The sequence below is a fragment of the Shewanella sp. 10N.286.52.B9 genome (assembly GCF_002873635.1).
Taxonomy (GTDB): Bacteria; Pseudomonadota; Gammaproteobacteria; order Enterobacterales; family Shewanellaceae; genus Shewanella.
The window spans coordinates 1-14,738 of sequence record NZ_MCTY01000163.1; the positions used below are offsets into that span (position 1 = coordinate 1).

11 protein-coding genes are annotated in these 14,738 nt (G+C 41.1%); 5 read left to right on the forward strand and 6 right to left on the reverse strand.

Annotated features, from left to right (window positions below):
• Positions 1-91 precede the first annotated feature (91 nt).
• A complete protein-coding gene (locus BCU91_RS09155) occupies positions 92-466 on the reverse strand; it encodes a hypothetical protein (RefSeq protein ID WP_102520808.1) in 375 nt (124 codons plus the stop codon).
• A 409-nt stretch (positions 467-875) separates the two neighbouring features.
• On the opposite strand from BCU91_RS09155, the gene BCU91_RS09160 reads away from it, so the two are divergent.
• From BCU91_RS09160 to BCU91_RS09170, 3 genes are all read left to right on the forward strand, one after another.
• A complete protein-coding gene (locus BCU91_RS09160) occupies positions 876-2,597 on the forward strand; it encodes a bifunctional protein-serine/threonine kinase/phosphatase (protein ID WP_102439037.1) in 1,722 nt (573 codons plus the stop codon).
• Between the two features lie 50 nt (positions 2,598-2,647).
• Complete coding sequence (cynS, locus tag BCU91_RS09165) at positions 2,648-3,088, forward strand: cyanase (protein ID WP_102439039.1); 441 nt, start codon at positions 2,648-2,650, stop codon at positions 3,086-3,088.
• A 506-nt stretch (positions 3,089-3,594) separates the two neighbouring features.
• A complete protein-coding gene (locus tag BCU91_RS09170; protein ID WP_102531336.1) occupies positions 3,595-5,520 on the forward strand; it encodes an EAL domain-containing protein in 1,926 nt (641 codons plus the stop codon).
• A gap of 307 nt (positions 5,521-5,827) precedes the next feature.
• Here BCU91_RS09170 and BCU91_RS09175 read toward each other — a convergent pair whose 3' ends face one another.
• From BCU91_RS09175 to BCU91_RS09185, 3 genes are all read right to left on the reverse strand, one after another.
• Positions 5,828-7,294 (reverse strand): carbon starvation CstA family protein, encoded by a 1,467-nt coding sequence (locus BCU91_RS09175; protein WP_102439041.1) that lies wholly within the window; start codon positions 7,292-7,294, stop codon positions 5,828-5,830.
• Between the two features lie 530 nt (positions 7,295-7,824).
• Positions 7,825-8,361 carry an NUDIX hydrolase gene (locus BCU91_RS09180; RefSeq protein WP_102439177.1) on the reverse strand — a complete coding sequence of 179 codons (537 nt, stop codon included), beginning with the start codon at positions 8,359-8,361 and terminating at the stop codon, positions 7,825-7,827.
• 80 nt (positions 8,362-8,441) lie between these two features.
• Positions 8,442-8,762 (reverse strand): hypothetical protein, encoded by a 321-nt coding sequence (locus BCU91_RS09185; RefSeq protein WP_102520806.1) that lies wholly within the window; start codon positions 8,760-8,762, stop codon positions 8,442-8,444.
• Positions 8,763-9,049: 287 nt separating this feature from the next.
• Between BCU91_RS09185 and BCU91_RS09190 the strand changes: the two genes are divergently transcribed.
• Positions 9,050-11,122 carry a M13 family metallopeptidase gene (locus tag BCU91_RS09190; protein WP_102477070.1) on the forward strand — a complete coding sequence of 691 codons (2,073 nt, stop codon included), beginning with the start codon at positions 9,050-9,052 and terminating at the stop codon, positions 11,120-11,122.
• 278 nt (positions 11,123-11,400) lie between these two features.
• The gene (yghU, locus tag BCU91_RS09200) at positions 11,401-12,258 is read left to right on the forward strand and encodes a glutathione-dependent disulfide-bond oxidoreductase (RefSeq protein WP_102531337.1); all 858 of its coding nucleotides are present in this window, start codon (positions 11,401-11,403) and stop codon (positions 12,256-12,258) included.
• Between the two features lie 191 nt (positions 12,259-12,449).
• Here the strand turns inward: yghU and pdxY are convergent, their stop codons facing one another.
• Both pdxY and BCU91_RS09210 read right to left on the reverse strand, forming a co-directional pair.
• Positions 12,450-13,304, reverse strand: coding sequence for a pyridoxal kinase PdxY (gene pdxY, locus BCU91_RS09205; RefSeq protein WP_102439051.1), 855 nt, complete (start codon positions 13,302-13,304; stop codon positions 12,450-12,452).
• Positions 13,305-13,421: 117 nt separating this feature from the next.
• Positions 13,422-14,567 carry a BamA/TamA family outer membrane protein gene (locus BCU91_RS09210; RefSeq protein WP_102439053.1) on the reverse strand — a complete coding sequence of 382 codons (1,146 nt, stop codon included), beginning with the start codon at positions 14,565-14,567 and terminating at the stop codon, positions 13,422-13,424.
• Positions 14,568-14,738 lie beyond the last annotated feature (171 nt).

Genomic DNA, 14,738 nt, shown 5'->3' on the forward strand with positions numbered 1-14,738 from the left:
ACCAAAGCCCACTACTCAAACGCTTTATGAGGTTTTGTTTGCAATGGCAAACGAAAAACTAAATAACTTGTTCATCGAGTCGAGCTGAAAATCACTTCGTAGTAGGTGCCGCTACCGTTATACGCTCTTGGTTAGATAAGCGAATTTGAATGCCATCCACAGTGGTAATACGCTGCGCTTCAATGTCTTTTTTGCGCACATAATAAGTTGCCGACATCGCTTCAACAGGCGATGAAATGGTCACTTGCACAATTTTATTATCGTCATACCATGACCAGCCCCAAAAGGCTGCAGTTACTAGCATCGAAACGGCGATCATCGGATAAATAATCAACTTTGAAAATAGCGGTGAAGAATCACTGCCCATTGACACTAAAGCCGGCTTTTTCTTTGTGCCACGACCGCTGCGTATGTACAGCACACAAGCGACGATCACTAACAAGGTTACCAGTATTTTTGTAAGCACAGCGTGTTCCACAGTTAATTAGCTTAAGTATAATTATACTGATTTTAAAGATATAAACCGTTATATAAAACACAGCCCGTTAAATTAACTATTGCTAATGGATAATGTTTTAACCCCAAAGCCAATAAGCCAGTCACAGCCGCTATTTCGATCTATTTAAGTGCGTTAATTATTCGCACTGCACCATTACGTAACAAAGCAAACGACCAACTGAGCGCCATCACAGACTTTCATTGGTTTAACTTAGTTACCGCTAGGCAATAGTAATGCTGCAACGCTATAACTTGTTAGCCTTTTGACTGAGTTAACATTGCGCACTGGCCACGTTTTGGAATGTTAGTTGCACTTAAAAGCAAGTATTTATGATTGGCGCTGATGAGCCATTACTTTTAGCTTAATAAGAAAATATATGACTCGAAAGCTCACCGTTTCAATAGGCCAATATTCCAACAAAGGCATTAAGGAAATCAATCAAGATTTTCATGGCGCCACGATCCCAAAGCAACCACTATTGACCTCTAAGGGCATTGCTATTGCCATTGCTGATGGGATCAGTAGTAGTGATGTGAGCCAAATTGCCAGTGAAGCTAGCGTAAGGGGCTTTTTAGATGACTATAGTTGCACGCCAGAATCTTGGTCGGTTAAAAAGTCCGCAGCTCAGGTGCTAACCGCCACAAACTCTTGGCTCTATTCCCAATCCCAAAAAAGTGAACATCGATTTGATAACGATCGTGGTTATGTATGCACTTTAAGCGCGATGGTCTTCAAATCGACCACTGCCCATATATTTCATATTGGTGATAGCCGCATTTATCGGTTGCGGGATAATGAAATAACTCAGCTTACTGAAGATCACCGCCTGTGGATAAACGCTCATAAAAGCTACCTTAATCGCGGCCTAGGTATCAGCCCCTTCTTAGAAATCGATTATGATGCTAAGGCACTAGAACTCGGTGATACTTTTATCTTAACAACCGATGGTATTTATGAATTTATTTCCGAAGACGAAATTAACTCATTAATAAAATTACATCATCAAGCCTTAGATATTGCCGCCCAAGTCATTGCAGAGGTTGCACTGGCCAATGGCAGCCAAGACAATTTAACCATTCAAATTATCCGCATTGATGACTTGCCGCTGCAAAGCGCTGATGAAGCTTTACAAAAACTCACCGAACAACCTTTTCCACCTATTCTTGATGCCAGAATGAATTTTGACGGCTATCAAATCCTCAGGGCTTTGCACCATAGCAGTCGCAGCCATGTGTACTTGGCCATGGATATCGACAACCTAGAAAAAGTTGTCATTAAAACACCATCAATAGATTTACAAGGTGATCCTGCTTATCTTGAACGATTTTTAATGGAAGAGTGGATTGCCAGAAGGCTAAATAATGCCCATATCCTTAAGCCTTGTCCGCCCACTAAACAGCGTAATTATCTCTATGTAGCCATGGAATACATCGAAGGCATTACCCTGAGCCAGTGGATGTTAGATAATCCACAACCCGCTATTGAAACCGTGCGTGATATTGTCGAGCAAATAGCTAAAGGCTTGCGGGCTTTTCATCGGCAAGAAATGATCCATCAAGATTTACGCCCTGAAAACATCATGATTGACATTAATGGCATGGTAAAAATCATAGATTTTGGCGCCACCAAAGTAGCTGGTCTTGCTGAAATATCATCCCCAATCGTACATGCCGATATTCTCGGCACAGTGCAGTATACCGCCCCCGAATACTTTGTAGGTGAAGTTATCACCCATATGGCTGATAACTTTTCACTGGCGGTGATCACCTATCAAATGCTCAGCGGCAAATTACCCTTCGACGGTAAGATGTCCCAAGCAAGGACCAAAGCGGCGCAAAACCGCTTGGTATATCAATCAGTATTGGATGATGAGCGCGACATCCCGGCCTGGATTGATGATGCGTTAAAAAAAGCGCTCCATCCTAATCCTTATAAACGCTACAGTGAATTATCAGAATACTTATACGACTTGCGTCATCCCACTCAAGCTTTTTTAAATAAAACCCGTGCCCCACTTATCGAGCGCGAGCCTGTTAAGTTCTGGCAAGGGATTTGTGCAATCTTAAGTCTCATCATCTTGCTATTAATATTTCGCTGATGTGCTAATTAACTTTACCTTAACTATGTCACTTAAACTGGAGCTGCACTATGGAAATCAACACCCTAAGTAAAACGATTTTAGCTGCCAAAAAAGCACAAAAACTCACCTTCAATGATATAGGTCAGATGGTGGGCCGAGATGAGGTCTGGGTGGCGGCATTATGCTACGGCCAAGCCTGTGCATCTGAAGCTGAAGCAATTCAAATTGCACAAGCCTTAGGTATCGAAGCAGAGCAAATGATGCCACTAACCAACTCCCAACTTAAAGGCTTAGGCCCGACAGTGCCTACCGATCCATTGGTGTATCGCTTTTACGAGATCATGCAGGTGTATGGTATGCCGATGAAAGCTGTGATCCATGAAAAATTTGGTGACGGGATAATGAGCGCAATCGATTTTAGTTTAAACATTGATAAAATTGAAGATCCCAAAGGCGATCGCGTATTAGTGACCATGAATGGTAAATTTTTACCTTATAAGAAATGGTAACTGGCAATTACAACTGAGCTAGACAAGGTGTAACTACCTAGACCATGCCTCGCCGATTAATAAATCCTATCGCCATTAATGGGCGGTGGGATTTTTGTAACAGTGACGCGATAAAGTTAACCGAAGCAGCGCTATTACCTTAATACTTTTGTGCCATCTATGTTGGGCAAATAACTGACGGGTCAAAGCCAATTGGCTATAGTGCCGAATATAATGCTAATTCATATTATTACTTCACCTTATTGCACTGTAAAAAAAGCCAATTTAAAGCCAGTTACAAATCTGGTTAAAACGCTTCCCTCGTCCACAGAAAAAGCTTTGTTACATTCGTAACACATTATATTTATTGCACTTTTTAACAATTCGATAACCCAAAAAATCTTGTATCCCCGTATTAATGAGCTTATAATTCAGCCGCTACATCATTGAAACAAAATTGCTAACTACCGTAAACAAAATGCGAGCATCATACGATTTTCAATCGGCACACTTTACTAAGACTCTTTATGACTAAAATTTCAAAGTTAGTATTCATGTTAATTAGCTTTTTGATGATGATGAACGTATTACTGGTGTTAAGTTTTAGCCAGGGTATCGATGCTATTCATACTGAAAATTTTCACCACAACGTAATTAAGATTGCACCTGCCAATGTCATAGATACTAATTCCAATTGGGAAAAGTGGCTGTTTTTAGAAAATGATATCGTGAAATCTGGGCAGCATTACTTTGCGGTACTGGCTCGGGATGACAATGAACTCACCGTAGTCAAGGTCACAGACGTGTTTGGCGCTATGATGATGTTCAGTAATGTGCCATTACTACTCATGTTTCTATTTGCCTGCTTTATCCCTTTTTATATCAAAGCCAGTTCTGATAAGAAGAACAGTGCATCACTTGAATTTATCAGTAATGAAACCGATAAATTGTTAGCGACCTTCAAAATAAAGCAGCCAAACAATCACACTAACAATACTCTGTCACACATTAGCGTGGCATTAAATGAGTTAAATAGGCATGTAAAACAACAAAATATTGATACCCAGTTAACTATATTTCAAGACAAGCTCACCGGTCTTGTCGATCGCCATGCCTACCTTGAACACTTAGAAAAACAGTTACAACGCGCCCAAAAAGATGGCACCAAACAAGCCTTACTATTCATAGACTTAGATGGATTTAAACAGGTTAATGACTCCTTTGGCCACAGCTTTGGCGATGAGGTGCTCATTCAAGTTGCCAATCGATTATCCACAGTGATCAGAAACCATGACCTTAGCTATATCGGCTCTGGGGTAAATTTAGAGCTAAATCTATCCCGCTTAGGCGGTGATGAATTCTCTATTTTTATTGATCACATTGACGATGACAACCGTGCAGTGGAAGTCGCTAAAAACGTGCTACAAGAAGTTGAACGAGATTTCGTACTTGGTAATAAAATCATAAAAATTGGTGCTAGCATTGGCATTGCTAGCTACCCTGACAGCGCATCAAACCCCAATACACTATTACAAATGGCCGATGTGGCCATGTACCGCGCCAAAGCCGATGGCCGCGGTATTTTTCGTGTCTATTCGCCAGAAATGGGTAATAAAATTCGCCGCTATCACTACCTACTCGAAGAAATGCGTTTAGCCATTGCCAGCCAAAATTTCAGCTTATCATTTCAACCGATTGTCAGCGTTGATGACTGCAGTATCGATTACTTCGAATGCTTAGTCCGTTGGAATCACCCTATTGAAGGCCCAATCACCCCAACTGAATTTATCCCAATCGCAGAAGACTCAAACTTGATCATTGAACTGGGTAACTGGATTTTATTTGAAGCCTGTCGCCAAATGTCAGCTTGGCACAATGCCGGCATGAATAAAGTCCGAATTTCAGTGAATATCTCAGGGGTGCAATTAAAGCATGTGCCGTTATACGACTGGATTATGGACACCTTAGCGAAAACAGGCTTACCAGCTAGAGCATTATTATTGGAAATAACAGAATCATGTTTAATCCATGCATCTGACACTATTATTAATGATTTACAAAAACTACGCCGCCAAGGGGTATTAATTGCCATCGATGATTTTGGCACTGGCTTTAGCTCCCTTTCAACATTGGCTAATTTACCCGTTGATGTGATCAAAATTGATAAGCTGTTTATTGACCAAGCTACTATTAACCCTAAATACGAAAAGATTTTAGATTCGATTAGTAACCTGGGGAAAACCCTTGATTTAAAAGTGGTTGCTGAAGGCGTTGAAGTGGCCTCTCAATTTGAATTAATCAAAAAACTGGGCATTCATTGTGTGCAAGGTTACCTCATCAGTCGACCTGAAACCTCATTCAATGTTGGTTCTAAAGTGATTAAAAACAACCTCAACCATATTGCATTAACGGGCACAGGTGTGTGTAATCCGATTATCAATAAAGATGAATAAACCTAACCGCAGCTAGCCTTAATAAAGGGCATGATAGCAGCATCTACCTTGCCCTTCATTTTTTGGGATACGTCAAATTGACCACACTCAGTGAATAGAATGGCTAATCGCTATTACTGATCATCAACTGACTTCTAAGCTGGCTTTTTAACTTGCTGTACGACCCAATTTAGGCATAAAAAAACCGATGCATACATCGGTTTTTGGGGCTTAAATAACATCTTTTATGTGATTGCTTAACTGCGATCACCTAATTGTTATCATCTATCGTTTAAATCATTGCAGAATTAGCCGATATCAGAGCCTATTAAGCGTGCGCGACTTTACGTTTACTGTGGGCAATAATCAGCCCTACTAAACATATAATCCCAACAGCGATACCCACTGGCTGGCTTAACTCTTGTGGTAAACCAAGGCCAACACCCGCAGTCATAATATAAGAGACTGTGATAGAAGTACCGACGATTGCAGGTAAACTCACAATCCAATGGAAAGTACCACGGTTAAATAAGTACTTAGTTGCCAACCACAGTACACTGGTTGAAAGTAACATGTTGGAGAAGGCAAAATAGCGCCAGATTAATGAGAAATCAATCTTAGTCATAAAGTATGCAATCACCAGAATTGGAATGGCTAATAGCAAACGGTTACGCATACTTTGCGGGATTTTAAACGCATCAATGATGGTCAAACGTAATGAACGGAACGCGGTATCCCCTGAGGTTATCGGGAAAATTGCTACAGCAATAATCGCCATAATACCACCAGCAACGCCAAGATAAGTGCTCGCAACTTGGTTCACTACAAGGCCAGGCCCACCCGCATCAAGAATACTCTTAAGCTCAACATATCCACCAGGGAAAGCCGCAATACCTGCTGTTGCCCATACGCAAGCAACAATACCTTCAGACATCATTGCGCCATAATAAACTGGGCGAACATATTTTTCATTGGTTAAACAGCGAGCCATAATAGGGGCTTGAGTAGAATGGAAACCACTAATGGCACCACAAGTTATGGTGACAAATAATAACGGCCATACTGGTAAACCATCAGGATTTGGCTCCAGTAAATCATTGTTGTAATGGCTATGGTCAAAATAAGCAAAAATATCTGCAACCTCGGGCAATTGCGGCGCACTGATAAGCAGTGCCACTGCAATTGATACTGTCATCACAATCATGAGTAGACCAAATAATGGGTACAATTTAGTGATAATTTTATCAATGGGTAACAGTGTCGCTAAGAAGTAATAGCCTAAAATAACCAATACCCAAAAGGTATTGTTAGCCAAGATGGTACCTTCAAATAACTCTAAGTTACTTAACAGTCCCGCAGGACTCATAATGAACACCACACCAACGAAGAACAATAACATCGCAGTGAATACCAACATCACCCCTTTAAAGTACACATTAAAATAGTGACCGGCGATTTCAGGTAAGCTTTTACCGTCTTCTTTGATGCTCATAACTCCAGAGAAGTAATCATGCACCGCGCCGCCAATAATATTACCCAATACAATCCACACTAAGGCGATTGGACCGTATAATGCCCCCAGGATAGGACCAAAGATTGGCCCGACACCAGCAACGTTTAAAAATTGAATAAGGTACGCTCTAACGGGATGAACTTTGACGTAATCAACCCCATCGTCAAAACGTGTTTGAGGTGTTTTTGCATTTGGGTCAATGCCCGCTTGGCGCTCAACAAAAGGGCTGTAGAATTTATAAGCGAGGACTAACATCGCAATACAAATAAAGAAAATTAGCATTTTTTATTATCCATACTTGGTAGGGTATTTGGTTAGCATAGAGTGTCAGGTAGTTACTAACATTGGTCAAGCTATCCAGAGTTATACCAAGGTCGGGGTTGCGTTACTCAAATCATTAAACTGTAGATATATTACCAACCAAAAGAAATAATCATTCGCGTGACATCAAATCGCCCCTATCAATAAAGCTTAAGCCACTAATAAAACAGCTATTTCAATAATTTAGTCAGTCTCTATGAAAACTGTATTTCAAAACTGTTGCTTAATTACTAATTAATAAACCTGCAAGCAAAAGCCATTTTTGTGATCGCCGTCCATACTTGGAAATTCAAAAGAACGTTCACATCTCAAAAAGTAGCAAGGTAGCTATTTATTAAAGAGCTTAGCAATTAAGCACTAAGCAGTTATAACCATACTCGCCGCAATGACGACGCCCCTACGTTATTTGCTGGGCGTTAAAGGAATATGTTGAGTAACCATTATTAGCTCAACACTAACTCTACGACCCCAAGTATCCTCTTAGCTCAAAGCTAGCTATTGATAAGCTCAGCTTTAATTAGCTTAAGTAAAAAGGTTTCACGTTCAATGGATAAACCTTTTTTAGCGCTATTGGCAATGGTATTAAGGTTGTGCTGAATCGCTTCATCAATATCAATCCATACAGGCTGCATGCCGTTGCTAATTTCGTGGGCTTCAAATCGGGTCTCACCCAGCTCACTATCTATCTCACAGCTAAAACAGTAGCTCAGCATGTTTATTACTTTATAGCCATCACGATCCCAAGGGCGATACTCTTCATAAACCCCAAATGCGGTAATATTGCTAATAGATTTCGCACCGGTTTCTTCTTGTAACTCGCGGATCAACCCTTGCTCAATATCTTCATGGGCATCAACACCGCCACCTGGCAAGCTGTAATCGTGATAACGCTCGGTATATAACATCAAAATATTATTACCTTTTAATACAATTGCTCTAGCAGCAATTCGCGTCAGCATATGTGGTTGATTAGCAGCAACAAACTCGATAGGTGTGTCAGAGTGATGACAGGTTTTTAAGTGGCGCATAATATTCAATATGATGAAAAAGCGCATGATACGTGGCAAATAACTTGATTTCAATCTAAGAGGTTAGCGGCAACTACTGATTAATCGTTAATCATCGACTCGCATTCAAAACCTTGCCTCATTGAATCAAAGCGGCATTTAGACCCACATTGCCAAGGGGCATTCTGATAAGTGACAGACATATCTTGGGAGTAAATTTTGCATGAAGCATAATCATTAAAACCATCTTGCATCAAATAACTGGCTGACTCATAACCATTTTTATAAACAAATGATGTCCAAGTTTCGGGGCTATGGCTTTGGTGAGCCTTGGTAATATAGATCACCGCTGAAACCGTTGCTAACAGCAAGCTTAAAATGATGATAATTGATTGTTTATTAGCAATTGGGTTGCTGGACATAATTAGCCTAAAAAGCTGAAACTGAATTGTATAAACTAGTTATACACAAACTACGCGCAGATTAATATGCGCCCGTTAACTGCGGTTAAAACTCACCGCCCAAACAAGCTTTAAAGCATGGTGTTACTACTTCTAGCCAAATAACTTAACGCCCAACAATGCTTTGCTCAAACTTGCTAACAATTACAAGGTTGACATTTCCCCTTGGCTTAACAATATTGTTAGCTAATTTTTATCTAAAAAACGCTCTATAAATACTTTAATTACCAACAAGGAAGAAGATAATAATGAAAAAGTCCTTAATCGCCCTCGCCCTCGCCTCCAGTTTTTTAAGCGCATGCGGTACATCTGATGTCAAAGTCACTAATGAAGCAGCAGAAGTCACTGCCCAAGCCAAAGGCGCAGCTGAGCTTGGTAGCTTTGGGGTTGATTTAAGCGCCCGCAATGAAGCAGTTAAACCCGGTGATGACTTCTTTATGTATGCCAGTGGTACTTGGTATGACAACTTTGACATGCCAGCAGATAAAACTCGTTATGGCGCATTTACAGCATTAGCTGAGCGCAGTGAAACCCAAGTTAAAGAAATCATTGATGATATCACCAGCCGCAATGACTTAAATGCTGAAGAGCAACTTATCGCTGATTTTTATAATGCTTACATGGACACTAACACCATTAATAAGCTGGGTGTCAGCCCAATTCAAGCAACCCTTGATAGCATCAACAACATTAACAACACCGACGACTTAACCAAAGTCTTCGGTCAAACTTGGTTAACCGATGCTGCATCGCCAATTTATGGTGGCATGTGGTTTAATCGCATCAATCCAGATCAATATGAAATGTCTATTGGCGCAGGTGGTCTAGGTTTACCCGACCGTTCTTATTATCTAGAAGACAGTGAAAGATTCATTAACATCCGCAAAGCCTATGTTGAGCACATTACAGCCATGCTGGCTTTCACTGGTATCAAAGATGGCAGCGCTCGCGCTGAAGCCATACTGGCATTAGAAACAAAAATTGCTGAAGGTCAATGGCCAAGAGAAAAGCGCCGTAACCGCGACCTGACCCTCAACCAAGTTAAACGTGCTGATTTAGCAGCGCAATACCCAGGCTTTAATTGGGATTTATTTATCGAACAAACGGGCTATCAAGTTCCACAATTAAATATCTCACAGCCTGAGCCAGTTAAAGCAATGATTGCCTTAATTAATCAGCAGCCACTTAATGTTTGGCAGGATTACCTTAAGTTCCACACCATCAGTAATAATGCAGAATTATTATCTGAAGACATCTACAACACCAGCTTTGCTTTTTACGGTAAAGAGTTAAGCGGGCAAGAAGAGCCTAAACCACGCTGGAAACGCGCAGTCGCTGAAATGTCGGGCACGCAATCATTAGGTTTTGCGATTGGTAAAGTGTATGTGGCACGTTATTTCCCTGAATCATCAAAACAGCAAATGGCGGAATTAGTTGAGAACTTACGTACTTCTCTCGGTCAACGTATTGATGGCCTAGATTGGATGGGTGCTGAAACTAAAGTCAATGCACACGCTAAACTTGCCGCATTTAAACCAAAAATTGGTTACCCAGATGTATGGCAACAGTTTGATGGTTTATCACTGACAAGCAAAGATTTAGTGGCGAACATCCACAACCTACGTCAATATTTTCATGCTGACAGCGTCGCTAAAGAGCTACAAAAAACCGACCGTAACCGTTGGGGCATGACGCCACAATTTGTCAATGCCTATTACAATAGTTCATTCAACGAGATTGTATTCCCAGCCGCAATTTTACAGCCACCATTCTTTGACCCTAACGCAGATGCCGCAGTGAACTACGGCGGCATTGGCGCCGTTATTGGCCACGAAATGGGCCATGGTTTTGATGACCAGGGCTCAAAATCGGACGCCAACGGTATTCAGCGTAATTGGTGGACCGACTCAGATAGAGCGGCATTTGATGCTAAAGCTGACCAGCTAGCAGCGCAATACAGTTTATATGAGCCAATCCCAGAAAACTTCGTTAATGGCCGTAATAGCCTTGGTGAAAATATCGGTGATGTTGGCGGCTTAGCCATGGCGTATAACGCTTATCAACTGAGTTTAAACGGCAAAGAAGCGCCGATTATTGATGGCCTTACAGGCGATCAACGCTTCTTTTTAGCATGGGCGCAAGTGTGGAAAGAAAAACGTACTGAGCAAAGTATGTTAAGTCAGCTTCGTGCAGGTACTCACGCGCCAGGGCGTTACCGCGCATTAGCGCCACGTAACCATGATGCATGGTACAAAGCCTTTGATGTTAAACCTGGTGACAAGCTGTACCTACCAGAAGATCAACGTGTGCGTATTTGGTAGTTAAGCAATAATCAGAGCTAATCAAACTTGATTAAAAACCCAAAATGCCAGTTCAATTGACTGGCATTTTTTATCTTTAAGTTATGTAATGAACCCACTTTAAAGTAACAGTCAATCCATATGATATTCGCAGCTGAACAATAACCAATGGTTATGAGCTTTATCATTGTTAATTTCGTATTAGTCCCAATATCTGATTTATACCCGCGCATATAACAACGCACGCTTTTAAAACACATGCTTTTAAAACAGAATAGTGACACAGATAAGGAAACATCATGAGCAACGAATATGTACCACCAAAAGTCTGGACCATGAATCAAGAAAATGGTGGTCAATGGGCAAGTATTAACCGACCAGACTCAGGCGCTCGTCACCAAAAAGAATTAGCTATTGGCAGCAACCCAATTCAGCTGCATTCATTAGCCACACCAAATGGCCAGAAAGTCACCATCATGCTAGAAGAGCTACTAGCCAAAGGGGTAAAAGAGGCAGAATACGATGCTTACTTGATTAATATTGGCGAAGGTGAGCAGTTCTCATCAGGCTTTGTTGATATCAATCCAAACTCTAAAATTCCAGCATTATCCGATAACTCAGGTGCTAAAGCGGTGCGAGTATTTGAGTCTGGCGCGATTTTAGTTTATTTAGCAGATAAGTTCGGTCACTTCATACCAAAAGACTTTGCTCTGCGCACAGAAACGCTAAATTGGTTATTTTGGCTTCAAGGAGCAGCGCCTTATCTGGGGGGCGGCTTTGGTCACTTTTATGCATATGCCCCAGAAAAATTTGAATACCCGATTAATCGCTTCGCTATGGAAGCCAAACGTCAACTTGATGTGCTTGATAAGCAATTAGCGAAACATGCCTTTATTGCCGGTGATGAATACACCATTGCCGATATGGCAATTTGGCCATGGTACGGCAGTTTGGTGCTGGGCCATCTTTATGATGCTGCAGAGTTTTTAGATGTCGCAAGCTATCCGAACTTAGTTCGTTGGGCCAATATTATTGCCCAGCGCCAAGCAGTAAAGCGTGGTCGTATCGTCAATCGCTCATGGGGCGAAGAATGGGAGCAACTGCCTAATCGCCACAGTGCAGCTGATATTGATGAGGTACTGAATAAACAGCCGTAAATTAAGCGTCTTAAAATTCTTAATTCAGATAATAGCTATGCCATTTAAACAAAAAACCACGCTTAATCTAATTAGCGTGGTTTTTATTTAGCTCTGATTTATTCAGTTAGGTCAAAGGCCTTATAACTAAACATTGCGATACTTATTTATTAAAGCCAAATCATTAAAGCTCAACCTATAAACCTAAACCACTAAACTTTAATCGCTTTAAAGTGCTCTGAAGGTGTGACCAGCTCTTGCTGGGCTGCAATAGTTTGTAGCTCCCACTGGCGCTGATGGGCGGTCTCTTTTAACACGCCATAACAAGCATCTGTTGCATGTTCAAATGCCTCAACAGCAGATAAGCCTTGCACTAAACTTGCGGTAAATAACGCCGAAATTAAATCACCAACACCAACTGGCTGTTTTACGAACTCAAGTTGTGGACGCTGACTGATATAACAACCCTCTTGGGTTGCCAGCATCATGGTGAATGTCTCATCAGCGATGCTGTGTAAATGCTTAACCAACACAATATCAGGCCCTAAAGACAATGCTTTTTGGCAAGCTGCTTTAGCTTGCTCAAGATTGGTAATATCCATTTGAGTGAACTGACTCAGCTCAAATTGATTAGGTACAATCACATCAGCCAGAGGCATAACTTGTTTAATTAATTGCTCAGTAATACCATCAGCCAAAATACAGCCCTTTTCAGGGTCACCCATTACAGGATCACACACATAAATAGCCTGAGGATTGATCTCTTTAACCGTTTGAATGGTTTGGATCACTGCTTGGCACTGCTCAGCACTACCTTGGTAACCTGATAGCACCGCCTGACAATCTGCAAGCTTACCTATGTTACCAATACCCGCCACCAGCTCATTAATATCATCGGCAGAAAAAGCCCGCCCAGTCCAGCCCTGTTGGTACTGAGTATGATTTGAAAACTGCACTGTATGAATAGGCCAAACTTCTAAACCCATACGCTGCATAGGAAATACTGCTGAACTATTTCCTGCATGCCCGTAAACAACATGCGACTGGATCGAAATGACACCTTTCATAACACTCTCTTTTATTTATGTTTTAAGAATAATTAACTATCTACATTTAAAGAATATCAGTTAACGACAACCAATATAAACAACATCTAATGTAAGTCATAGACTAAAATAACGATATTAAAATGCTTCCCCGACAGAAAGATAAAGCGCATCATTATTATTGGATGAGCGAGCATAATCTAAGCGTAAATTGATTCGCTCTGCTGGTTGTAGCATAAAGCGCACGCCAATACCGTATGAAGGAATGATATCATCAGATTTATCCGCATGATTCACATCATCCAATTTACCTGCGCCAATAAAACCCACTAATCCCCAGCGCTTATGAAAACGCCAACGGGCTTCAGCTTCTGTTTCAATGGCACCTAAGGCCATATATTCAGTGGATGAAAAACCACGTAACCCTAAACGACAAGCTGCCCATAGCGGCACGTTACCCTCTTTCAAACAGCCTTTTAATTTATAAGCCACGGTTATCGACTCATGCACAGGAAAATAACCATCAAACTCTAATGAATAAGATTCAAAGTTGGTATCACTGCCAATGGCATCATCAAAAAAAGTGCCGTTGAGCTTAAAGTAATAACCATCATAAGGGTTAGTAGGCACATCACGAGAATCATAAATAATCCCAGCACCAAGTCCTGCGGAGACAATTTCATTTCGTAAATCAAAATCGATGGAGCTAATGTTAACATTAAAGTCTTGTTCAAAATCAATGAATACCCCATTAACTCCGACAAACCAATTACCACTAATGCGCCGCTCCAATTCAAGCAGTGCACCGTAGCCAGAAATATCCCAATCAACGTCGATAGGTAAACCAAGCAACTCGGTTGACACTAACGGCAGCTTTAAATCGGCATAGGCGACCCCACCTTTTAAATGCCAGTTATTATTATCCCAATAACTGGCATGACCAACTGCCGCGCCCCAGCTGTCATTACTGGAATAAAACCCTGCGATACCGGTAACAGAAGGAGGTTGTACCGCTTTTTGCTCTGCGGTTTGTGGATAAAAGTAGCCCACTAATCCGCCTAAACCTGAATCAATGGTCGGATTTGAAAACGGAATGGGCGCTGCCACAAAATTGCCTTTATTCACGGTTAAAGGTGCTTGGTTTTCTTTTAAATTTGGCACTAATGAGCTTGGCTCATTGGCAACGCTATCTTCAGCATTATCATTAGCAACAGCAGCCATAGGCGTCAGCAGCATACACAGCAATGGGCCAATAACAATAGAATTCAACCTGATCGTTCCCATAGATACTCCCTTAATTCATTTGCTCTAGTATCACGCAGCTAATACACCATGTCGCAATCTTGCCCAATTAAGCTTTGTTGCTGTTTTAATACTTTGTATAACTGTGAAATATAGTACAAAATTTTTCAATCTAGCATAAAAAATGCCAATCAAAAGATTGGCATTTTCATT